The 22,514-nt window shown below is 63.7% G+C and carries 24 protein-coding genes; 18 read left to right on the top strand and 6 right to left on the bottom strand.

Features of this window, described 5'->3' with window-relative positions:
* Positions 1-109: 109 nt before the first annotated feature.
* From AC0L3P_RS29920 to AC0L3P_RS29905, 4 genes are all read left to right on the top strand, one after another.
* Positions 110-478, top strand: coding sequence for a YciI family protein (locus AC0L3P_RS29920; protein WP_275169615.1), 369 nt, complete (start codon positions 110-112; stop codon positions 476-478).
* Positions 475-1,785 carry an RNA polymerase sigma factor gene (locus tag AC0L3P_RS29915; protein ID WP_473307492.1) on the top strand — a complete coding sequence of 437 codons (1,311 nt, stop codon included), beginning with the start codon at positions 475-477 and terminating at the stop codon, positions 1,783-1,785. The genes AC0L3P_RS29920 and AC0L3P_RS29915 overlap by 4 nt, the downstream gene beginning before the upstream one ends.
* 99 nt (positions 1,786-1,884) lie before the next feature.
* A complete protein-coding gene (locus AC0L3P_RS29910; RefSeq protein ID WP_354065926.1) occupies positions 1,885-2,421 on the top strand; it encodes an SRPBCC family protein in 537 nt (178 codons plus the stop codon).
* A 38-nt stretch (positions 2,422-2,459) separates the two neighbouring features.
* Positions 2,460-2,873, top strand: coding sequence for a VOC family protein (locus AC0L3P_RS29905; protein WP_354065928.1), 414 nt, complete (start codon positions 2,460-2,462; stop codon positions 2,871-2,873).
* A 107-nt stretch (positions 2,874-2,980) separates the two neighbouring features.
* Here the strand turns inward: AC0L3P_RS29905 and AC0L3P_RS29900 are convergent, their stop codons facing one another.
* The 4 genes from AC0L3P_RS29900 to AC0L3P_RS29885 form a co-directional block, all read right to left on the bottom strand.
* Complete coding sequence (locus tag AC0L3P_RS29900) at positions 2,981-3,334, bottom strand: hypothetical protein (RefSeq protein WP_275169611.1); 354 nt, start codon at positions 3,332-3,334, stop codon at positions 2,981-2,983.
* 529 nt (positions 3,335-3,863) lie between these two features.
* On the bottom strand, positions 3,864-4,301 hold the full coding sequence (locus AC0L3P_RS29895) for a hypothetical protein (RefSeq protein WP_275169610.1): 438 nt from the start codon (positions 4,299-4,301) through the stop codon (positions 3,864-3,866).
* Positions 4,302-4,383: 82 nt separating this feature from the next.
* Complete coding sequence (locus AC0L3P_RS29890) at positions 4,384-5,172, bottom strand: SDR family NAD(P)-dependent oxidoreductase (RefSeq protein WP_275169609.1); 789 nt, start codon at positions 5,170-5,172, stop codon at positions 4,384-4,386.
* A gap of 118 nt (positions 5,173-5,290) precedes the next feature.
* Complete coding sequence (locus tag AC0L3P_RS29885) at positions 5,291-6,955, bottom strand: methyl-accepting chemotaxis protein (protein ID WP_275169608.1); 1,665 nt, start codon at positions 6,953-6,955, stop codon at positions 5,291-5,293.
* A gap of 314 nt (positions 6,956-7,269) precedes the next feature.
* Between AC0L3P_RS29885 and AC0L3P_RS29880 the strand changes: the two genes are divergently transcribed.
* From AC0L3P_RS29880 to AC0L3P_RS29860, 5 genes are all read left to right on the top strand, one after another.
* Positions 7,270-7,632 carry a nuclear transport factor 2 family protein gene (locus AC0L3P_RS29880; RefSeq protein WP_354065931.1) on the top strand — a complete coding sequence of 121 codons (363 nt, stop codon included), beginning with the start codon at positions 7,270-7,272 and terminating at the stop codon, positions 7,630-7,632.
* Between the two features lie 100 nt (positions 7,633-7,732).
* Positions 7,733-8,140, top strand: a complete 408-nt coding sequence (locus AC0L3P_RS29875) for a YciI family protein (RefSeq protein ID WP_354065933.1) — start codon at positions 7,733-7,735, stop codon at positions 8,138-8,140.
* A 67-nt stretch (positions 8,141-8,207) separates the two neighbouring features.
* Complete coding sequence (locus tag AC0L3P_RS29870) at positions 8,208-8,573, top strand: YciI family protein (protein WP_275169606.1); 366 nt, start codon at positions 8,208-8,210, stop codon at positions 8,571-8,573.
* A 137-nt stretch (positions 8,574-8,710) separates the two neighbouring features.
* The gene (locus AC0L3P_RS29865) at positions 8,711-9,451 is read left to right on the top strand and encodes a TetR/AcrR family transcriptional regulator (RefSeq protein WP_063994768.1); all 741 of its coding nucleotides are present in this window, start codon (positions 8,711-8,713) and stop codon (positions 9,449-9,451) included.
* 120 nt (positions 9,452-9,571) lie between these two features.
* A complete protein-coding gene (locus tag AC0L3P_RS29860; protein WP_007596323.1) occupies positions 9,572-10,057 on the top strand; it encodes a DUF2852 domain-containing protein in 486 nt (161 codons plus the stop codon).
* 189 nt (positions 10,058-10,246) lie between these two features.
* Here the strand turns inward: AC0L3P_RS29860 and AC0L3P_RS29855 are convergent, their stop codons facing one another.
* Entirely contained in the window at positions 10,247-11,410 is a 1,164-nt protein-coding gene (locus tag AC0L3P_RS29855; RefSeq protein WP_354065938.1) for an acyl-CoA desaturase, read from the bottom strand.
* A 313-nt stretch (positions 11,411-11,723) separates the two neighbouring features.
* Between AC0L3P_RS29855 and AC0L3P_RS29850 the strand changes: the two genes are divergently transcribed.
* Entirely contained in the window at positions 11,724-12,569 is an 846-nt protein-coding gene (locus AC0L3P_RS29850; protein WP_473307487.1) for a serine acetyltransferase domain-containing protein, read from the top strand.
* Here the strand turns inward: AC0L3P_RS29850 and AC0L3P_RS29845 are convergent.
* Positions 12,526-13,044 (bottom strand): DUF2231 domain-containing protein, encoded by a 519-nt coding sequence (locus tag AC0L3P_RS29845; RefSeq protein WP_473307485.1) that lies wholly within the window; start codon positions 13,042-13,044, stop codon positions 12,526-12,528. The two genes, AC0L3P_RS29850 and AC0L3P_RS29845, sit on opposite strands and share 44 nt — an antisense overlap.
* A gap of 414 nt (positions 13,045-13,458) precedes the next feature.
* Between AC0L3P_RS29845 and tolQ the strand changes: the two genes are divergently transcribed.
* From tolQ to ybgF, 8 genes are all read left to right on the top strand, one after another.
* On the top strand, positions 13,459-14,175 hold the full coding sequence (gene tolQ / locus AC0L3P_RS29840; protein ID WP_007596319.1) for a protein TolQ: 717 nt from the start codon (positions 13,459-13,461) through the stop codon (positions 14,173-14,175).
* Positions 14,176-14,218: 43 nt separating this feature from the next.
* The gene (gene tolR, locus AC0L3P_RS29835) at positions 14,219-14,668 is read left to right on the top strand and encodes a protein TolR (protein WP_018453789.1); all 450 of its coding nucleotides are present in this window, start codon (positions 14,219-14,221) and stop codon (positions 14,666-14,668) included.
* Between the two features lie 3 nt (positions 14,669-14,671).
* The gene (locus AC0L3P_RS29830; RefSeq protein ID WP_354065944.1) at positions 14,672-15,631 is read left to right on the top strand and encodes a protein TolA; all 960 of its coding nucleotides are present in this window, start codon (positions 14,672-14,674) and stop codon (positions 15,629-15,631) included.
* A 41-nt stretch (positions 15,632-15,672) separates the two neighbouring features.
* On the top strand, positions 15,673-17,016 hold the full coding sequence (tolB, locus tag AC0L3P_RS29825; protein ID WP_275169703.1) for a Tol-Pal system beta propeller repeat protein TolB: 1,344 nt from the start codon (positions 15,673-15,675) through the stop codon (positions 17,014-17,016).
* A 242-nt stretch (positions 17,017-17,258) separates the two neighbouring features.
* A complete protein-coding gene (locus AC0L3P_RS29820) occupies positions 17,259-19,589 on the top strand; it encodes a putative bifunctional diguanylate cyclase/phosphodiesterase (protein WP_473307482.1) in 2,331 nt (776 codons plus the stop codon).
* A 159-nt stretch (positions 19,590-19,748) separates the two neighbouring features.
* Positions 19,749-20,513, top strand: a complete 765-nt coding sequence (locus AC0L3P_RS29815; RefSeq protein WP_473307480.1) for an N-acyl amino acid synthase FeeM domain-containing protein — start codon at positions 19,749-19,751, stop codon at positions 20,511-20,513.
* A 268-nt stretch (positions 20,514-20,781) separates the two neighbouring features.
* A complete protein-coding gene (gene pal / locus AC0L3P_RS29810; RefSeq protein ID WP_026232595.1) occupies positions 20,782-21,270 on the top strand; it encodes a peptidoglycan-associated lipoprotein Pal in 489 nt (162 codons plus the stop codon).
* Positions 21,271-21,457: 187 nt separating this feature from the next.
* Positions 21,458-22,489 (top strand): tol-pal system protein YbgF, encoded by a 1,032-nt coding sequence (ybgF, locus tag AC0L3P_RS29805; RefSeq protein ID WP_473307478.1) that lies wholly within the window; start codon positions 21,458-21,460, stop codon positions 22,487-22,489.
* The last annotated feature ends 25 nt before the right edge of the window (positions 22,490-22,514 follow it).

The raw sequence follows: 22,514 nt of genomic DNA, 5'->3' as shown, positions 1-22,514 counted from the left end.
CTCCTTGGCACGATCTGTCGGATTTTTCTTGCAATTTTTTTCCGCAGCCGTGTCGGGGCGAGGCATAGTAGATCGTCTTCAAAACAAGCGTTCAGAGAAGGTACTGCCCATGCTTTATGCGATCCTTTGCTATCACGACGAGGACTTCGTCGGCTCCTGGAGCAAGGACCAGGATGAAGCCGTGATGAAGAAGCTCGCCGTGGTGCAGGAGAAGCTGACACAGCAGGGCCGGCTCGGCCCGGTGGCGCGGCTGCTGCCGACCACTGCGGCAGCGACGCTGCGCAAGGAAGACCCGCCGTTGGTGCTCGACGGCCCCTACGCGGAGACCAAGGAGCAGTTGCTCGGCTTCTACATCGTCGATTGCAAGAACCTCGACGAGGCGCTCGACGTTGCGCGTGACCTCGGATCGGCCAATCCCGGCGGCGCCTATGAGGTACGCCCGGTAGGCGTGTTCAGGCCCGGAGGGAATCTGACGTGAGCGAGGCCGATACCGCCTGGATCGAGACCGCGCTGACCTCGGCGCGCCCCCAGGCGGTCGGCGCGCTGCTGCGCTATTTCCGCGATCTCGACACCGCCGAGGAAGCGTTTCAGAACGCCTGCCTGCGCGCGCTGAAGACCTGGCCGCAGAACGGACCGCCGCGCGATCCCGCGGCCTGGCTGATCATGGTCGGCCGCAACGTTGCGATCGACGAGGTGCGCCGCACCCGCAAGCAGCAGCCGCTGCCGGACGACGACCAGGCGATCTCCGATCTCGACGACGCCGAGGGCGCGCTCGCGGAGCGGCTCGACGGCTCGCACTACCGCGACGACATTTTGCGGCTGATGTTCATCTGCTGCCATCCAGGGCTGCCGGCGACGCAGCAGATCGCGCTGGCGCTCCGTATCGTCTGCGGCCTGACGGTGAAGCAGATCGCGCGCGCCTTCCTGGTGTCGGAAGCGGCAATGGAGCAGCGCATCACGCGTGCCAAGGCCAAGGTGGCGGAGGCCGGGACGCCGTTCGAAACGCCGGGCGCGGTCGAGCGTTCGGAGCGGCTCGCCCGTGTGGCCGCGATGATCTATTTGATCTTCAACGAGGGCTATTCCGCGAGCGGCGACACCGCCGAAATCAGAAAACCGCTGTGCGAGGAAGCGATCCGGCTGGCGCGGCTGCTGCTGCGGCTGTTCCAGAGCGAGCCAGAGATCATGGGGCTCACGGCGCTCATCTTGTTGCAGCATGCTCGCAGTGCCTCGCGCTTTGCCGCGGATGGCTCGCTGATCCTGCTGGACGACCAGGATCGTTCGCTGTGGAACGGCACGATGATCGCGGAAGGCCTCGCGCTGATCGACAAGGCGATACGCCATCGCCGCAGCGGGCCCTACCAGATCCAGGCAGCGATCGCCGCGCTGCATGCCCGCGCGTCGACGCCTGAAGAGACCGACTGGGCTCAGATCGACCTGCTCTATGGTGCGCTGGAGGTGGTGCAGCCGTCGCCGGTGGTGACGCTCAACCGCGCGGTCGCGATTTCCAAGGTGCGCGGCCCGCAAGCCGCGCTCGACCTGATCGAGCCGCTGGCGCCAAAGCTTGCCAATTACTTCCATTTCTACGGCGTGCGCGGCGCTTTCCTGATGCAGCTCGGCCGCAACGACGAAGCCCGCATCGCATTCGACCGCGCCATCGCTCTCGCCAACACGTCCGCAGAAGCGGCTCACATCCGCATGCATCTCGATCGCCTGATCCGGGACAGCCAGCCCAAGGTCGCAAATGGCGGCGCAAGGCAAGACGCCAAAGTCAAGGCGCCAAGGTGACGTAGGGAGCGCCTGCTTCGGGCGTAGCAAAATTTCCGCCTCGCCTTGTCGGGCCCGGCGCCCTCCCTTCGTCCTAGGACCGTATCCAGGGAGCCATTCATGCTGAAAGCTATTGCCGTCATCGCCGTCCTGTTCGTAGTCGGAATCGTGGGCGTGCTCGTCTTCGCCCTGACGAAGCCCGACACATTCCGCGTCGAACGCAGCCTCGCCGTGAAAGCGCCAGCCAATGCGATCTATCCGCAGGTCGCCGATTTCCATCGCTGGACCGCCTGGTCACCCTACGAGAACCGCGATCCTGCGATGAAGCGGACGTTTGGCGGCACCGCGCAAGGCAAGGGCGCGACCTATGCCTGGGACGGCAACAACAATGTCGGCGCCGGCCATATGGAGATACTCGAGGCGAGTGCGGCGTCAAAACTCCGCATCAAGCTCGATTTCGAGCGGCCTTTCGAAGGCCACAACACCGCCGAGTTCACCTTTGTGCCGCAAGGCGATGCCACACTGGTCACGTGGGCGATGTCCGGTCCGGCCCCGTTCCTGTCTAAGGTCATGCAGGTGTTCATCAACATGGACAACATGATCGGCAAGGATTTCGAGGCCGGCTTGGCGAGCCTGAAGAAGCTCACCGAGAAGTAGCGCCGTCACCCCGAACGAAAGCCAAAAGGAGAGAAACGATGCTCAATGCATATCTGTTCTACCAGGACACCTGCGAGGTGGCGTTCAATTATTACGCCAAGGTTCTCGGCGGCAAGATCGATGCCATGATGCGTTCGTCGGACGCACCGCCGGACATGGCGGCTGCGCCCGGCCGCGAGAAGACGATCATGCATGCGCGGATGTCGCTGCCCGACGGCGGCGTGCTGATGGGGTCGGATGCGCCGCCCGAGCATTTTCACAAGCCGCAGGGCTTTTCGATCTCGCTCACGGTCGCGGACCCCGCGGAGGGCGAGCGCAAGTTCAACGCACTCGCCGATGGCGGTAAGGTCACCATGCCCTTCAGCAAGACCTTCTGGGCCAAGGGTTTTGGCATGTGCGTCGACAAGTTCGGCATTCCCTGGATGGTGAACTGCCCGGCCGAGGGAATGTGACAGGCGCGATCGCCTGACGCGCCAAGCGGCGATCCCCTCTCCCTGACGACGCGGGAGAGGGGCGCGCATGAGGCCGTTGCGTCATGCGCCGATCGACAGCATGTCCATCAGCGGATTGATCCTGTCACGTCATTGCTCGGTGATTGGGACGACGGAACGCAGCGCGGGCAGATCACGAGCTTGGTCCCGAGCTGCCTGTCGTTCTCCGCTTCGATTTCGTCATGGATTGCCCACCACGCCGCGGAGTACGGGCGCAAGGTGCCGAGTACTTTTTCCCGCTCCTGATTCGGATCACTCGCCGCGGGAGCTTGGGTCGCCACACGACGCTTCATGACAGAGGGACGGTTCGGATCCTGACCGAGGCCGTCCCATGCGATCGGACGGCGTTCCTGCGCAGGCGCGACCGCGCATCCCATGAGTGTTGCGCAAAAAGTGAGCAAGACAAAGCCGTGTCGCATCATGCCGGACCCTTGGGTGTTGTATGCGACGCGCCAACTCCGCTTGCCGAAGCTTGCGTCGCACCGCTCAAATGGAACCTAAGGGAAACGCGTGGCCGACATGGCCGAATATGGATTCTCCTGTCGCACCACATTGCGAGAGCAGTGAGGCCGCTTCGTGAAATGATGCGGACCGCATCGCACAACAACTGGCGCAATATTAGGCTGTGAACTCCGGGACAGAATCGTTATTTATTTCGTCATAAATCTAAAAACTGGGGCGGGCGGACTTGGAAGGGGAGCGACCGATGGCGGCGGCGCTGCAGATCAACTTTGCACTTTGGGGTATGCTCATCTGCGCGAGCATGGAATTGAGCCAGCTGATCCAGAGTTATTATTAGGGCTCACGAAGCGCGTGACCGGCCCAATTTTGCCGGCGCGCTTGTTTGCTGGCTCACGAAGCAACGCGATGAGCGTGAAGCTGACGCTCGCGATCATCGAAACGATGTGGTAGCGCGGCGCTGCGGTGCGGGCGCTTGGGTCCGCCTGATCATCACCGGCAGCGCGGATAGATCGCGGCGAGGTCGCGCCCCTTCAGCAGAAGCAACCGCGACGACAGGCCGCCGCGGCGGCTGATCCAGTCGCGCACCGGGCCGGGATAGGCCGCAAGCACCGCATCTGATGCTTCCGGCTCGGCGTAGAAGCGCCCGCGTCGATCGACCGAGCGCGCCGCATGGAAGCCGAGCACGGCACGCTTGGTGACGCAAATCCGCTCGCCCGGCACGATGCTCAGCAACAGCGTGCAGGCGGACAGGCAGGGACCGTCGATCACGACGCGCTCGCCGCTCTCGCGCACCTTCTCGAACAAATCGAGGAACGGCCCGACCTGTCCCCCGGGCGACTGGATGATGCGGATTTCGGCCAAGGCAGGCGTGGCGGCGAGCAGCGCGGATGCGAGCATCAAGGCCTTGATGAGGGTGACGCGTCGCATGAAGCCTCCGCGAATTCGAGTCCATAGGATAGGTCAACGAGAAGAGGTGGGTGACGCTTCGCTAAGCCAACCTACGCCGTGTCTATCCGTTCCGCCGTTCGCCGCGCAGCGTCGGCAGGCCGATGCCCGCCGCATCGAAGCCGCCATCGACGGCCAAAATTTGGCCGGTGATGTAGCTCGATCGTTCCGAGCAAAGGAAGTAGATCGCTTCGGCAAGTTCCTCTTCCAGGCCGTAGCGGTTGAGCGGGATGGCGTCGTGATAGTCGGCGCGGATCTCCCTGGTGTGCACCTGCTTTGCCATCGCGGTGTCGACCGGCCCCGGCGCGACCGCGTTGACGCGGATGTTGAGGGACGCAAGCTCGACCGCGAGCTGCTTGGTGAGGTGCGCGAGGCCCGCCTTGCTGGTGCCGTAGGCCGAGCGCAGCGTCGAGGCGCGCACCGCCGAGATCGAGGTGATGTTGACGATGGCACCGCCATTGCCGTCGCGCATCAGCGGCACCGCCGCCTTGGTGCAGAGGAACGGACCGGTGAGGTTGACCTCGAGCACGCGCCGCCAGTCGGTCTCCGACGTCTCCATCAGCGGCGCGAACACGGCAATGCCGGCATTATTGACGAGCGCGTCGAGCCGGCCAAACCGCCGCTCGAGCATCGCCATCGCGGCGGCAACCGCGGCTGCGTCCGAGACGTCGCAGGTCAACGCCAGCGTGGTCTCGTCCCGGCCGATCTCGGCGACCGCGCGGCCGAGCAGCTCACCCTCGATGTCGAGCAGCGCCACCCGCCAGCCCTCGGTCAAAAACTTCTTCGCGGTCGCAAGCCCGATGCCACGCGCGGCTCCGGTGACGAGGGCGATTTTCTGCGGGGAGGCGGTCATAGCTTATCCGTGGTTCGGGAGTTGAGGCGGTCTCCCTACCATGAAAGCCGTGAGGAGACGCGACAAACTATCGCGCCTTTGCTCTTCGAGGCTCTCCTTTTGCGGCCGCGCAGGGCGCCTAAGCAAGCTCCGCCGTGGCGCGCTGCATGTTGGCCGACATGTCGGCCGTCACGATGCTCTGTTCCTCGACCGCGGCGGCGGTGGAGGCGATGAACTCGTTGACGCCGGCGATCGCGACCTTGATCGCGGTCAGTGAGCTTGCAACGTCGCCGGAGATGGTGTTCAGCGCGTCGATTTCGGAGGTGATGGTGTCGGTCGCCTGCTTGGCCTGGTTGGCGAGGCTCTTCACCTCGGAGGCGACCACGGCGAAGCCGCGGCCGGCTTCGCCCGCGCGCGCCGATTCGATCGTGGCGTTGAGCGCGAGCAGGTTGATCTGGCCGGTGATGCCCGAGATCATCTCGACGATGCCGCTCATCGCCTGCGCCGCCGCGTTCAGCCGCTGCGCTTGGCCGTCGGCGGCCTCGACGCGGGTGGTCGCGACCTTCGAATTCTCGCGTGACTTTGCCATGGTCGCGGAGATCTCGCGAATCGAGGCACTCATCTCTTCGCTGCCGGCCGCGACCGCCTCGATCAGACCGCGCGCGTTGTCGGCCTTCTTGCGGCCGATCGCCTGCGCGGTGATGTCGGTGGCATATTTCACCACCTTGTAGGGTTTGCCGTTGAGGTCGAGGATCGGGTTGTAGGACGCCTGGATCCAGATTTCGCGGCCGCCCTTGGCGATCCGCTTGTATTCGGCGGCCTGGTATTCACCGCGGTTGAGCGTCTCCCAGAACTGGCGATAGGCCGCCGAATTCTTTTCGTTCGGCTCGATGAACATGGAGTGGTGCTGTCCCTTGATCTCCGCCAGCGAATACCCCATCGCCTTCAAGAAATTCTCGTTGGCGGTGCGGATGGTGCCATCCATGTTGAACTCGATCACCGCTTGCGATTTCTGGATCGCGGCGAGCTGTCCGTCATTGTCGGCCGCCTTCATCTTCTGCGCGGTGACGTCGGTCGCGAATTTCACCACCTTGAACGGCTTGCCGGTCTCGTCGAGGATAGGGTTATAGGTCGCCAGAATCCAGATTTCGCGTCCGCCCTTGCCGATCCGCTTGTATTCGGCGGCTTCGAACTGGCCGCGGTTCAGCCGCGCCCAGAAGTCGGCGTAGGCCGAGCTCGCGCGATCTTCCGGCGTGACGAACATGCTGTGGTGCTTGCCCCGGATTTCGTCGAGCGAGTAGCCCATTGCGCCCAGGAAATTCTCGTTGGCGGCGACGATGGTGCCGTCCATGTTGAATTCGATCACGGCCTGGGCACGGCTGATCGCGGCGATCTTGCCCGCGTCCTCCATGGTCTTGACCTTGTATGCCGTGATGTCGGTGGCGAACTTGATGAAGCTCACCACCTTGCCGTTCTCGTCGCGCAGCGGCGCGTAGGAGGCGTGGACCCAGACTTCCTTGCCGTTCTTGCCGAACCGTTTGTATTGCGTGGTCTGGAACTCGCCGCGGTTCAGGCTGGCCCAGAAGTCGCGGTAACGGGCGCTCTCCCGTTCAGTCGGGCTGACGAAGATACTGTGATGCTTGCCCTTGATCTCCGAGAGCGAATAGCCGCTCATCTTGAGGAGATTTTCATTGGCATCGAGAATGGTGCCGTCGAGGCCGAATTCGATCACGGCCTGGGACCGGTCGAGCGCCTCGACCTCCGCGACTGCGTGCCTGACTTTCTTGCTCTGGAAATTGAACACGTAAGCTCCGCGTCATGCTGAGGGGCGAATCAGCCGGATTGTCATACCGTTCGCTCAAGCCAAAAAGTTGCATGCTGTTCTTGAGCAACTGTAAATTCCTGCACGAGGCGGCACCCGTTCAGTCATTTCACGTGCGCGCGCCATGTTGCTCAGGTCGCAAGCATTCTCGATTCATATGCACGGCGGAGTTCATAGGAGGCCCGTATTTGTACGGCCGCCGCGTTGCATTATTTTTCGCATGGTTGAAGCCGTGCTCGATGTCGGCGCGGCCGTGCGTCGACCGTCTTCAAGACGATTGTCCATGGAACCGCTCGATGACCGACCCCGAACACCTGATTCGAGACCTCTTCGCCGCCTATCTCGGCAACGACCGGCAACGGGTCGCCGACGCGTTGGCGGACGACTTTCGCTTCACCAGCCCGTTCGACGACGACCTCGAGAAGGCGGCCTATTTCGAGCATTGCTGGAGGGACACCGGCTGGATTGCGCGGCACGACATCGAGCGGATTTTCGTCCAGGGCGACGAGGCCTTCGTCACCTATCTCTGCTTGGCGACAGATGGCAGGAGCTTTCGCAACACCGAGTTCTTCACCTTCGCCGGCGGCAAGGTTCGTCGTATCGAGGTCTATTTCGGCGCTGCCCGGCAGGACGGTCGTTTCCTGCCGCAGGCGCGCTAGCGGCCAGCGCAATCATCTCCAGAATAATTTTCGTCACCTGTCGGTTTCGTCAAGGTTCGCTCGTCTTGGGTAAGGGCGACTAAGCAAGCAAGGAACCTCCATGCGATTCATGATGCTGATGATCCCGCTCGGCTACGAGACCGCGCCGCCGGATGTCCAACTCGATCCCGAGCGTGTCGCCGCGATGATGCGCTACAACGAGGCGCTGAAGGACGCCGGCGTGCTGATCACGCTCGACGGCCTGCATCCGCCGTCGATGGGTGCGCGCGTCTCCTTTGCGACCGGTGAGCCTGTTGTGACCGACGGCCCCTTCACTGAGGCCAAGGAAGTCTTGGGCGGCTACTGGATGATCGAGGTCGATTCGCGTGGCGAGGCGATCGCCTGGGCCAAGAGATGCCCGGCCTCAGCGAACGAAATCATCGAGATCCGGCAGGTGCAGGAGATGGTCGATTTTTCGCCCGAGGTGCAGGAGGCTGCCGCCGGGTTTGCCGACCTGAGAAGCAAATAACCAAGGCGGCCGCCGCGGCCGAAGTCCCGGATTTTTCTCCAACCCACCAAACCTGAGGACACCCCCAATGAGCACCGAACACACGTTTCTCGCCGTCTATCTCGGCAGCATGACCGGCACGAAAATGGCAGCCTGGCACGCGATGCCTGAGGCTGAACGGAAGGCGAAGGAGCAGGAAGGCATGGCCGCCTGGCACGGCTGGGTCGAAAAGCATAAGGGCGTCATCGTCGAGATGGGCGGCCCACTCGGCAAGACCCGCAGGATCGACGCCGGCGGGGTCACTGAGGTCAGCAATGCGCTGACCGGCTTCACGGTGGTGCGCGCGGCCTCGCAGGAGGCCGCTGCAGAACTGTTCAAGAACCACCCGCATTTTGCGATCTTCCCGGGCGAGTCCATCGAGGTCATGCCGGTGCTGCCGATCCCGGGGCGTTAGTCCCCGGGGCGCCAGGCCTGGCATCATTCCGAGGTCCGATGGTTCGGATCGCCCCGGAACGACTGCGGGAAATACGGGGCTGATCAAACCGTCGCCGCTAGTGACCTTCATGCCCGGCTCATGTAAAGCTCGTTCACATGAGCTGGCGCAAGGAGACGCGCCGCGCCGAGCGCGGCTATCACCACGGCAATCTGAAGGAAGCCCTTTTGCAGGCCGCCCTCGGGCTGATCGCCGAGAAGGGCGCGGCCGGCTTCACCTTTGCCGATGCCGCGCGCATGGCCGGCGTCAGTGCGGCGGCGCCGTACCGGCATTTTCGCGACCGTGAAGAACTGCTGTCCTCCATCGCGCAACGCGGCTTCGAGCAGTTCGAATCGCGCCTGACCGCGGCCTGGGACGACGGACGGCCCGACACCGTCACGGCGTTCGAGCGTGTCGGCAGGGCCTATCTCGCCTTCGCCCGCGAGGAGCCCGCGTTCTACAACGCGATGTTCGAATCTGGCGTGCCGGTGGATTCCAATCCGGCGCTGCAGGCCGCCAGCGAGCGTGCTTTCAACATTATTCGTGCCGCGGCGGAGCGGCTTGCCGCGCTGGCGCCACCGGGCACGCCGCGGCCGCCGGCGATGATGATGGCGTTGCACATCTGGTCGATGGCGCATGGTGTGGCCTCGCTGTTCTCGCGCGGCGATGCCGCGCGTCGAAAGCTGCCGATGTCGCCGGACGAGCTGCTCGAAGCTGAGGTGCTGATCTATCTGCGCGGTCTCGGCTTCCCGACCGATCGCCGTCCTCCGGCGAAAAGCGCCGAGCCGCCGCCGGTGCCACCGGAGGCATCCTCCGGTTCAGGCGTGCCGCCCGGTGGCCCCTGGGGCAAGCCGAAATAAAGTTACCCAAATAATTCCCGCGCCCTGTCAGGCGGTCGGCTTGACAAAATCGCGGGATGATCTACCTATGTAAATGTTATTTACATTCACAACGGCGCTGATGCCGTCATGGAGAGGGAAATGGCCTACACCGCTGATGTCAATCGATGGCGCGGCCCTTCGGACCAACACTACGAGCGCCCCCACATGCTCAATACGCCCTGGCATCCCGGCTGGATCGCCGTGACCATCCTCGGCTTCATCATCTGGTGGCCGATCGGACTTGCCCTTCTCTTTTTCACACTCGGGAGCAGAAGAATGTCGTGCTGGAGCAACCAGGATCGCTGGCAGAACAAGATGGAGCGGATGCAGTACAAGATGGACCGTATGCGCGGCCGAATGGAGCGCCACGGTTTCGGCTTTGGCTTCGGCCCGCCCTCGAGCGGCAACCGCGCCTTTGACGAGTACCGCACCGAGACGCTGCAGCGGCTCGAGGAGGAGCAGGTCGAGTTCAAGAACTTCCTCGACCGTCTGCGTCACGCCAAGGACAAGGAAGAGTTCGACCAGTTCATGGCGCAACACAAGACACGCCCGACCCCGCCGCCGACCGACCAGCAGCAGGGTTGATCTCAAGGTTGATCTCGGGACTGACGCCTCTCAAAGCCGTCAGGCGCATGCCCCCAAAGTCCTGATGGCCCCGAGCCGCCCGCCTGCGCAACCCGCAGGCGGGCGGTTTGGTTTTGGGAATGCGCGGCAGGCCGCCGCGACCGTCTGGAAAGTCCTCGCCCGGAGAGCCCCGGTCCGGAGAGACCTTGGTCAGCGCGCCGTGGCGAGCTGCGCGCGAACCGACTCCAGGAAGTGTTCGTAAGCGTAGTCCACGATCTCATTGAGTGATCGCGTTCGCGCGAACATCGCCTTGGCCTCGGCGAGAAACTCCTCGCGGGTCGGAATCTTCGGCAAATGCAGATGCGTCAGTGCATCGACGCCTTCGTGCGCGCGACTCAGGATCTCGTGCAGCGTCGGCAGTTGCAACTGGGCCAAATCGGCCCGGCGTAGTGCTGACGAGATCGCGTGCGCCAGTGTCTGCGCATCGAACCGTCCGGCCAGCTCGCGGGCCGCCCGGTTGATGACGCGTGCGCCGAGCGGCTGCTCGTTGCGCAGCACCTGCTCCGGCGGCGACTTCATGTTCCAGACAACGCCGAACCAGGACAGCACCTTCAGGATGTAATAGGTGACGTCGATTTCCCACCAGCGAAAGCCTTGCCGCACGCTGCTCTGATAGGCGTGGTGATTGTTGTGCCAGCCCTCACCGAGGGTGAACAAGGCCAGCAGCCAATTGTTGCGGGAATCATCGCCGGTCACGTACCGCTTGCGTCCATGCACATGGGCGAGGGAGTTGATGCAGAACGTCGCGTGATAGACCACCACGGTGCTCCACAGGAAGCCGACGACGAGACCGGACCATCCAGCAACCAGGAAGCAGAGCGCAGCCAGCGTAACGGCGGGCAGCAGCTCCAGGCGATGCAGCCACATCAGCTCCGGATAGGCGGCGAAATCGCCGACCTTCACGAGGTCGGTGCCATCGTGCTGCCGGTAAAAAATCCAGCCGAGATGGCTGTAGAGGAAGCCTCGGTGACGCGGCGAATGCACGTCGTCTTCGGTATCGGAATGGAGATGATGATGTCGATGCTTGGCCGCCCACCACAAAACGCTTTTCTGGGCGGTGCTTTGCGCGAGCCAGGCCAGGATGAACTGAAACACCCGGCCGGTTGCAAAAGCCCGATGGGAGAAATAGCGGTGATAGCCTGCTCCGATGGCGAACATGCGCACGACATACAGCGAGGCGCAGATCGCGAGGGCTTGCCAGGTGACGCCGGTCCAGATGGCGGCAACGCAGCCGAGATGGACCAGCAGGAACGGCAGGGCGGAGGGATACATGATGTCGTCGTGTTGGTCGTCGGCGGAGGTGTTGGGCGACATGTATTGGCGTGACCTTGGATGACGGGGATTCGGGATTCGCTTCGGCAGCACTGAGGGCCGCTGTGTACGACAAACCCGGGGATGCGGACCACTGCGGGGTCTTGAACGAGATACTTTGCCTGAACACCCGGGCCAGCGCGGTAGCACGAACCTCAGACCATAGCTTCGGCCGGGAACTCGACTGACTCCATATATATGATCGCGGCCGCCTGGCATGCAAGCTCGTAGCCTCACGGGGAGCGTGGCGTGCGGGCTGCCGACCGCCTATATCCGACAGTGAAAAGGAAGCGTCAAAACACCGCAGGCGGCAACAATGACGGAAGCTGCGATCATGCCGAGCGAGAGTCTCTGGCAGAAAATTCGCGACGAGGCGCAGCGCGCAGCGGCAGCCGACCCCATCTTCGGCAAGGCTCTTGTCGGTCTCATTCTCGCCCATGACGATTTTACCGCCGCACTTTCCGATCTGATCGGACGCCGGCTTGGCGGCAGCGCGGCCGAACGCGAGCGCTTCACAACATTTTCCCGCGACGCCTTTGATAGCCAGCCGGATCTGATCGAGGTGGCCGGCCGCGACCTGCAGGCCATCGTGCACCGCGATCCCGCCATCGCCGGACTGTTGGCGCCGCTGCTGCACTTGAAGGGCTACGTCGCCTTGCAGGCCTGGCGCGTCTCGAACTGGCTCTGGCATCATAACCATCGCGATGCGGCGCTGCTGTTTCAGAACGAGGCATCGAACGTCCTGCAGGTCAGCATTCATCCGGCGGCGAGCATGGGATCGTCGGTGTATCTCGACCACGCCACCGGCATAGTGATCGGTGCCAACGTGATCATCGGCGACGAGGCCACCATCCTTCAGAACGTCAGCATCGGCCGCAGCACGGAACTCCCGGCGCGCTCGCCGCGCATTGGTCGCGGCGTGTTCATCGGCTCCGGCGCGACAATTCTCGGCGACGTCAGGATCGGCGATTTTGCAAAGATCGGCGCCGGCACGGTCGTGACGAGCGACGTGCCCCGGGGCTGCACCGCAATCGGCAATCCCGCGCGGCTGACCACTTGCCCGAGCCCGCCGCAGCCGTCTGACTCGCCCCCACGTCATCAAGCGACGTGCTCCTCGTTCAGGCGGCGCGGCGGTGGCGCTCGCCGCCATGATGCGGGGTGACCGGCTCCGAACTGGTCTGGCCCGGCGCGTCCAGCACCGCGACATGATGCCGGTAGACCATTTCCCAGCCCTTCCATCCCGTGAACAGCAGGATGCCGACCACGATCAGCGAGAGCGCCACGCCCCACGGCTTGACCGCAGCCTCCGCGCCTTGCGCGTAGCGAAGGTAGAAATTGATCGCGGCGAGCACGACGGCCACGAGATTGCCGATCATGTGATACCAGGCATCGTTGAGACCGCGGATACGCGGCTCGCTGAGGAAGTCGACAAAGCCCGCCACGGCGGCAACGAGCGCCATGACGATGCCGGCGCCGAGCAGCCAGATCGCGGCTCTGGCCCAGAATCCGTCACCGGTTCCGATGAAGGCGAGATCGGCGATGGGCGCGCCGACCAGGAAGGCGATGGGGAACGGGATGATCATGGGGTGGAGCGGATGATCGCCGATAGCGGCGGTCGTCTTGGGGTTGATGCTCATGGCAAAACCTCGCCGAAGGTTGATTTTCCGGACAATCGCCAAGGCAAGGGCTGGTTCCTCCGCCCTGATGTCCGCAACCGCCGGGCCGGCAGCTTGCCAACCGCCTGCAACGCCTGGCTTTCCTGCAGCCAAATTCGGTTCCGGTAACCCCGCATTAACCATCGCCGGGCTCTGGTAAGGGCGGACAATCGCGCCCAAAGCCCGAAGTCAAGCCGCTGGGGTCGAGGCCCATAGTTTTGACATCTTGGCAGGGAATGCAGGCGGCCGGCTTTGGACGAGCCCCCCTGCACCCCAAAAAGATTAAGGCTTTGAGCGGGCTTGCCGGTCGCGCCGGTGCTAGCGCGGCAGTTGGGAACCGGCGGTGATTTGCCGGCCGGGACATTAGGTAACGATCGCCTTGAGAGGATACCGCTTATGAATCCGGCCGACGTGGCTCAGTCAGCCCTTCCGGTTGCCGCTTCCGCGGACGTGTCGCTGATCGCGCTGTTCTGGCAGGCTCACTGGATCGTGAAAGCGGTGATGCTGGGGCTTCTCGCCTGCTCTGTCTGGGTCTGGGCGATCGCCATCGACAAGATTTTCCTGTTTGCCCGCACCCGCCGCTCGATGGACCGTTTCGAGCAGGCTTTCTGGTCCGGCGAGTCGATCGAAGACCTCTATCGCACGCTCTCGGCCAAGCCGACGCATTCCATGGCGGCCTGCTTCGTCGCGGCGATGCGCGAGTGGAAGCGTTCGTTCGAGAGTCAGGCCCGCTCGGTCGCAGGCCTTCAGATGCGCATCGACAAGGTCATGAATGTCTCGATCGCCCGCGAGGTCGAGCGGCTGGAACGCCGGCTGCTGGTGCTCGCCACCGTCGGCTCCGCTGGCCCCTTCGTCGGCCTGTTCGGCACCGTCTGGGGCATCATGTCGAGCTTCCAGTCGATCGCGGCGTCGAAAAATACCTCTCTGGCGGTGGTGGCCCCCGGCATCGCGGAGGCGCTGTTTGCGACCGCCGTCGGCCTTATCGCCGCCATTCCTGCCACTATTTTCTACAATAAGTTCACCTCCGAGGTGAACCGGCAGGCCCAGCGGCTCGAAGGCTTCGCCGATGAATTTTCAGCCATCCTGTCGCGCCAGATCGACGAGCGGGGCTGACGGACGGCATGTATAGTGTGAAGGGCAATTTGGGCACCAGACCATGGGCATGAACGTTGCGAGTTCGTCCGGAGGCGGTGGGCGCCGTGGCCGGCGCAAGCCGGTCGTGGCCGAAATCAACGTCACGCCGATGGTGGACGTGATGCTGGTGCTGCTCATCATCTTCATGGTGTCGGCGCCGATGCTGACGGTCGGCGTGCCGCTCGACCTGCCGCAGACCCAGGCCAAGAGCCTCGAAAACAACGACCAGAAGCCGATCCAGATGTCGGTCGACATCAAGGGCAAGGTGTTCATCAACGACGCCGAGATCGCGATCAACGAACTGATCCCCAAGCTGAAGGCGATCACGGACGCGCGCGGCGGGCTCGAGGAACGCATCTATCTGCGGGCCGACAAGAAGGCCGATTACGGGACGGTGGCCAAGGTGATGGGCCAGTTGTCCGGCGCAGGATTCAAGAAGCTGGCCCTCGTCACGGAAGCGGATCAGGGGTAGACCGTGAAGGTGAAGGTCGACAAGACACTCGTTGCGTCGATTGCCCTCCACGTCCTCGTGCTGGGATGGGGGCTCGTCACCTTTAGCAGCAGGGCTTTCGTCGCGCCGGAAGAGTCGCTGCCGATCGACATCATCTCCACAGACCAACTCGCGCAGATGATGTCGGGGCAGAAGACCGGCGACAAGAAAGAGCCGAAGCCGAAGGTCGAGAAGATCGCGGAAGCCAAGCCCGAGGAAGACGCCGTCGGCAAGGTCACCGAGAAGAAAGAGCTGATCAAGACCAACTCGACACCCGAGCCGCCGCCCAAGCCCGTCGAGAAGCCGGTCGAGAAAAAGCCAGAGCCGCCCAAGCCCGTGGCTGAAGCCAAGCCCAAGGAAGAGCCGAAGCCGCCGGAAAAAAAGCCTGACCCGGCCAAGGAAGATCCGATCGCCGAACTGCAGAAAAAGCTCGAAACCAAGAAGCCGCCGCCCAAGCCGCCCGAGCAAAAGGTCGCGGCGGTGCAGCCGCCGCAGCAGCCGAAACCCAAGGAGCGCAGCTTCGATCCAGCGCAGATCCAGCGCGATCTCGACAAGCGCGCCGCGACCCGGCACGAACTCGCCGGCTCGACGCTGAATGCGTCGGCCTCGCTGGGATCGACGACCGGAACGGCCGCCAACAACATTGCGACCTGGCGGGGAGCCTTCCAGGGGGCGGTGAAGCGCTGCTTCACGCCGACCTATAACGGGCAGGATGCAGATCAATACGAAGCCGACATCGACATTCCCATGAAGATCGACGGATCGCTCGCCTCCGAGCCGATCGTCGTTGCGGTGAGGGGACCGTCGCGGTCGATCGCACAGGCGGTGGCGGAGAGTGCCAGACGCGCCATCGTGCAGTGTCAGGTCTATTCGTTCATGCCGAAGCAGCAATACGAGAGCTGGAAGCTCATTCCGATGACTTTCGGCCTGAAAGACATGTTGTGACATCCGAACAAAAGAATTTTGCGATGAATGACGTTCGATCGATGAACCGCCGCCGCTTCATGACCCTGACCGGATCGACGCTCGCGATGCTGGGGGGCGGCCACGCCTTCGCCCAGGGCCAGCCGCGGCTTCGCATCGACCCCACCGAGTTTCGGCCGATCCCGATTGCGATCACCAATTTCGTGCCGGGCTCGCCGGCCGACGGCGACGTCGGCAACGGCGTCACCCAGGTCATCACCAACAATCTGAAGCGCTCGGGCCTGTTCGCGCCGGTCGACCAGGCCGCTTTCATCGAGCGCATCAGCAACATCGACGTCGCGCCGCAATTCGAGAACTGGAAAACCCTCAACGCGCAAGCCCTCGTCACCGGCCGCATGACGCGGCAGCCGGACGGCCGCCTCAAGGCCGAATTCCGCTTGTGGGACGTGGTCACCGGCCAGCAGCTCGCCGGCCAGCAATATTTCACCTCGCCGGAATATTGGCGCCGCATCGCCCACATCATCTCCGACCAGATCTATGAGAAGCTGACCGGCGAGAAGGGCTATTTCGACAGCCGCGTGGTGTTCGTCGACGAGACCGGGCCGAAGGAGCGTCGCGTCAAGCGGCTCGCGATGATGGACCAGGACGGCGCCAATGTGCGCTATCTGACCCGCGGCTCCGACCTCGTGCTGACGCCGCGCTTCTCGCCGAACTCGCAAGAGATCACCTACATGGAGTTCGGCCAGGGCGATCCGAAGGTCTACCTGTTCAACATCGAGACCGGCCAGCGCGAGATCGTCGGCAACTTCCCGGGCATGACCTTTGCGCCGAGGTTCTCGCCGGACGGCCAGCGCGTCATCATGAGCCTGCAGCAGGGCGGCAATTCCAATTTGTTCGTGATGGATCTGCGCTCGCGCTCCACCACGCGCCTCACCGACACGCCCGCGATCGACACCTCTCCGTCCTACTCCCCGGACGGCACCCGCATCTGCTTCGAGTCCGATCGCGGCGGCAGATCGCAGATCTATGTCATGGCTGCAGGCGGCGGAGCGGCGCAGCGCATCTCCTTCTCCAAGGACGACAACAACGCCACCTATTCGACGCCGGTGTGGTCGCCGCGCGGCGATTACATCGCCTTCACCCGGCAAGGCGGCGGGCAGTTTTCGATCGGCGTGATGAAGCCGGACGGCTCCGGCGAACGGCTTCTCACCTCCGGCTACCACAACGAAGGTCCGACCTTCTCGCCGAACGGCCGCGTGCTGATGTTCTTCCGCGATCCCGGCGGCAGCGGTGGGCCGTCGCTGTTCTCCGTCGACATCTCGGGGCGCAACGAGCTGAAGGTGCCGACGCCGGGCTTTGCCTCCGACCCGGCATGGTCGCCGCTATTGTCCTCGACATCGGGCTAGCCGCCGCCCGCGGCGCGCGATGATTTGACCGCGCGCCTTTTCCGAAAACTTGGCGCGATGTTTCCCCGCGATAATTGTTCTTTAAGGTTGCACTCGGCAAACTTTTCCCATGGGTTTGTTTCTATTGATGTATTTCGACTAATGGTCGCTCAAAACAACTCGACTTTAACGATGTTCCCTCAGAAAGACTTCATACCGGATCGGTAAAACTGCGCTCCAGACAGGACGCGCGTAAACACCAGATGCAGTTTGCAAGTCAGAGCGGAGAGCCGGAACAGCGGCCGCCGAAAACTTCGGCGGCGCAAATCGATTCGCTGTTCGAAGCGCCTGGTCCGCTGCTGGCAGGACTCATTTTCGTGTCGATCGGTGCGGCCCTCACCGCCTTGAGGACGGGCGAGCCGCTGATCTGGGCGTGCGTCGCACTTCTTGTCCTGGCCGGGACCGCGCGGGCGATCGACCTGCGCCTCTATCAGGCACGTCATGCGGTCATGACCGTCGAGGCGGCCGCACGCTGGCAGAAGCGCTATCAGATCGGGGCAAAGATCCAGGCGGCTGCGATCGGCATCTGGTGCGCCACCGCCCTGTTGGCCACGGACGACGCCGTGGCCCACATGATCGCGTTGTCGGTCACCACCGGAATCGCGGCGGGCGGCGCGGGCAGGGCATATGGCCGGCCTGCGATCTTCCACCTCCAGGCCGTGCTGATTTTCGGCCCCGCCGTGCTGGCCTTGGCGCTGCGTGGAACGCCCTACTACATCGCGATGGCGCTGGTCAGCGCCGCGTTCCTGATGGCGATCATGCAGCTCTCGGTGAATCTGCACCGAATCTTCATGGGAGCGGTCGTGGCACGGGAGCGTGAAGCCGCGCTCGCCGGCCAGTTCGATACGGCGCTGAACAACATGCCGCACGGCCTCTGCATGTTCCGCGTCGACGGACAGCTGGCGGTCATGAACCACCGCTTCGGCGCAATGATGAATCTGCCGGAAGGTCTTGCGCAACGCGGCGTCAACGCGCGTGACATCGTCGCGGCATGCGTCAGCGCCGGATCCATCTCGGCTGGGAGCGGCGAGCGGATCGTCACGGACATCGAGAGTTCGCAAGCCACGGAGATCATCACCGCCGATCCCGATACGCAGCGAAACCGGTCGTTGTCCTGGACTGTCCAGCCGATGGCTGACGGTGGCGCAGTGGTGCTGCTCGAGGACATTACCGACCGTCGCAGCGCCGAAGCCAAGATTACGCATCTGGCGCGCTACGACGACCTCACCGCGCTCCCCAACCGCGTTCATTTCCGCGACGAGATCGAACGGCTGCTGGCGATCTCGCACGATGCCGAGCGCCTGTCCGCGCTGCTGTTCGTCGACCTCGACCAGTTCAAGCAGGTCAACGACACGCTCGGCCATCCCTGCGGCGACCAGCTCCTGTGCGCGGTCGCCAACCGTCTGCGCGAGATGCTGCGCCCGGAGGATTTCGTCGCCCGCTTCGGCGGTGACGAATTCGTCGTGTTCCAGGAGAACATCTCCTCGCCCGAGGACGCCGCTGCGCTGGCGCGCCGGATCGTCGAACGGCTGAGCGAGCGCTACCGCATCGACAATCATCTGGTCGAGATCGGCGCCAGCGTCGGCATCGCGTTGACCGCGCCGGAGGGCGTCAGCGCGGACACGCTGCTCAAGAACGCCGACATGGCGCTGTACCGGGCCAAGGCCGACGGCCGCGGCACCTTCTGCTTCTTCCGCGACGAGATGGCGGCGACCGTCGAGGCGCGCCGCATCCTCGAGCTCGATCTGCGCAAGGCGCTCGCTAACGAGGAGTTTGAGCTGTTCTACCAGCCGCTGGTCAATCTGAAGTCCGGCAAGATCACGACGTGCGAGGCGCTGCTGCGCTGGAATCATCCGGTGCGCGGCACGGTCTCGCCGGTCGACATCATCCCGGTCGCCGAGGACATGGGGTTGATCGTCGATCTCGGCCGCTGGATCCTGCGCCGCGCCTGCATGGAATGCATGAAATGGCCGGAGGGCGTCAGCGTCGCCGTCAACTTCTCGCCGCAGCAATTCCACCAGCGCGACGTCTTGAGCGAGATCCGCTACGCACTCGAGGTTTCGGGGCTCCCGGCGCATCGGTTGGAGATCGAGATCACCGAATCCTCGCTGTTGCGCAACACCCAGCTCACGCACGACATCCTGTCGCAATTGCATGCGATCGGCGTGCGCATTTCGTTGGACGATTTCGGCACCGGCTATTCGAGCCTCAGCTACCTGCATAATTTCCCGATGCAGAAGGTGAAGATCGACCGCTCCTTCCTCGAAGGCATCGATGCCGACCGGCCGCTGACGCTGCTGCGCGGCGTGGCGCGGCTGTCGGCCGATCTCGGCATGGCCGTCGTGGTCGAGGGCATCGAGACCAATGATCAGCTCGAGCTGATCAGCGCCGACGGCACCGTGACCGAAGGGCAGGGCTATCTGTTCAGCCGGCCGGTGCCGGCGGTCCGGATTCGCCAATTGCTCAATGCCTCGCATGGCCGCCGCGGGGCTGACGACCAGATCGTCATGGTGTCCTCGCGCTCGATCGCCTGATCTTTCATCTCTGCTCCTTCAATGCCTTGGCTCTCGTTCGCCCGTGTTTTTGCGGGCTGCAAAGGTTAACCCTAACGTTTCTAAGCCTTTGCAATTCCGTTAATGAACCATTAATCTCGTCACACTCGCAGAAGTTGCTTTGGAGTGTAGGGGTACTGGATGACGTCTGGAGCTGAACCGCAAACGGTGCTCCTTCCGCGGGGAGCCGCTCTGTTTGACCGCATCGATTACCGCCTGATCGAAACTCCCGAGGACCGAGACAACCTCTATCTGATGCGGTACCGGGCCTATCTGCACGCCGGACTGATCGAGCCGTCGGAGTCGCGGCGCGTGACCGATCGCTTCGATGATGCGCCCAACACCTGGAATTTCGGGGTCTATGTCGATGGAGAGCTCTGCAGCTCCGTTCGCATTCACGTCCTGACGTCGGACTGGCGGATGTCCTACACGACCGAAGTGTTTGGCGATGTCCTGCATCCCCGCCTCGACCGCGGCGAAGTTCTCATCGATCCATGCCGGTTTGTTGCTGATCCCGAAAAGCACCAGCGTTTTCCGGAGCTGCCCTATCTGACCGTGCGGCTGGCTTTCGTGGCTTGCGATCATTTCAACGCCGACACCGGGCTGGCCATGATCCGGACCGATCATCAGGCGTTTTATCGTCGCATCTTCCTGCACGAGACCATTTCACCGGAGCCCCGCGGGTTTCCGGGCTGGCCTACCAAGAAGGCCGTGTTGATGGCGTCCGATTTCCGCAACCAGCGGGAAAAGGTCCTGACGCGCTTTCCGATCATGCGCTCCAGCGCTTTTGAGCGGCGCATGTTGTTTCAACGCAGCATCCCGCGCCAGGCGGCCCCGCGCCCGGTGTCGCTGGCCACGCAGCGGACCCCTGATGTCGCCGCCTCGGCAACCGGTTCTGCCCGCTAGGCCCCAGGTCTGGACCGAGGGTCTCCACTGGGGTCTCCACGCGACGAGCCTGAAATTCCAGCAAAGGCCGCGGTTTTTGCCGTCGGCGCGGCTTGCCTTCACCGTCGCGCCACATTTACAACCCATTAACCATGACGTTTGCTTTTCGCTGGTTGGGGGCATTTGACCGGCTGTGGCAAGGTTCCATCAAGGTTGACGGAACGTTCGCTTAACCAACCCCCTGTAGACCGGACAGCAGTGGACGAAACGTGAGCGTGGAGGCTCCGGAATGAAACATCCTATGCGCATCCTCCAGGGATTGAAGCTGGCCGCGGTGCTTGCCGTCGCGTTGTCGATGGGTGCCTGCGCCAACAAGAACTCTGCCACGGATGCGATGGCCAACGCGGCAACGCCGGGCAGCCAGCAAGACTTCGTCGTCAATGTCGGCGACCGCGTGTTCTTCGAAAGCGACCAGACCGATCTGACCCCGCAGGCGATCGTGACCCTGGAGAAGCAGGCGCAGTGGCTCCAGAGCTATCCGCGCTACAGCTTCACCGTCGAAGGTCATGCCGACGAACGCGGCACCCGCGAATACAACATCGCGCTCGGCGCTCGCCGCGCCCAATCGGTGCGTTCGTTCCTCGCCTCGCGCGGCATCGATCCGAACCGCATGCGCACGATCTCGTACGGCAAGGAGCGGCCGGTGGCCGTTTGCAACGACATCTCCTGCTGGTCGCAGAACCGCCGCGCCGTCACCGTGCTGAACGCGAGCTCCTGACGACCGGTCAGGCGCCGTTCATCTTCAGAAACCGATTATGCCGGCGCCCTTTCGGGCGCCGGTTTCGTTTCAGCGATCTGTGACAGAAACCCGTTTGTTACAGTCACGGTTTTGGCGTACTCCCCTTCAATGTGTGGCGCGTCGAATGTTCGGTCGCAGGCCATTTCGCTTTCGTCGTCAGGGCAAGATGTCATCCAGATTTAAGCTCTTCACCGGCACCGTGGCGCTCGCCGCGCTGCTCTCGTTGTGCTCGCCCGCCCTCGCACAGTCGGACGATGCAGATCCCGAGATGCGGATCGAGCGGCTGGAGAACCAGCTGCGCCAGCTCACCGGCCAGAACGAAGAGCTGCAATATCGCAACCGCCAGCTCGAAGAGCGGCTGCGAGCGCTCGAGGGCGGCGCGCAAGGTGCGCCCGGCCAGGCGCCGGTCCAGCCCAACGTCGCGGCCATGCCGCCCGCGCAAGCCGCGCCGGCCTATCGCCAGCAGCCGCCGCACCAGCAAGCGGCCCAGCCGAATTACGAGCAGCCGCAGATCGCCTCTCCCGCGCCGATCGTTCAGGAGCAGCCTGCGCCCGGTGCGCCGGGCACGCGCCGCCGCGGCGATGCCTTTGACCCGAACCAGAGCCCGAATGCGCCGGGTGCGCCGCGCGCGCTCGGCGGCGGGCAGCAACCGATGCCTGCAGGTGCCCCGAGCGGCGCGCCCGGCGGCCGTGGCGCCGGCGAACCGCTCGATCTCGCCAACACCGGTCCGCGCTACCAGCAAGGGGTGCCGCCGGCCCAATCCGGATCTCCGGCATCATCAGGCGCCCCGGCGCTGACGACCCTGCCGCCCTCGGCCACGCCGCGCGACGAATTCGACCTCGGCATCGGCTACATGCAGCGCAAGGACTATGCGCTGGCCGAGCAGACCATGAAGAATTTCTCGCAGAAATATCCGAGCGACCCGCTGCTCGGCGACGCGCAATACTGGCTCGGCGAGAGCTATTTCCAGCGCCAGCAATATCGCGACTCCGCGGAAGCCTTCCTCGCCGTCACCACCAAATACGAAAAATCCGCCAAGGCGCCGGATGCCCTGCTGCGGCTCGGCCAGTCGCTGGCGGCGCTGAAGGAAAAGGAGGCCGCGTGCGCCGCCTTCGGCGAAGTCGGCCGCAAATATCCGCGCGCTTCCGCCGGCGTCAAAGCCGCGGTCGACCGCGAGCAGAAGCGGGTGAAGTGCTGATCCGCGGCGATTGATCCTGACAAGG

It is taken from the genome of Bradyrhizobium sp. WSM4874 (assembly GCF_055811835.1).
This window is presented reverse-complemented; position numbering and strand designations above follow the sequence as displayed.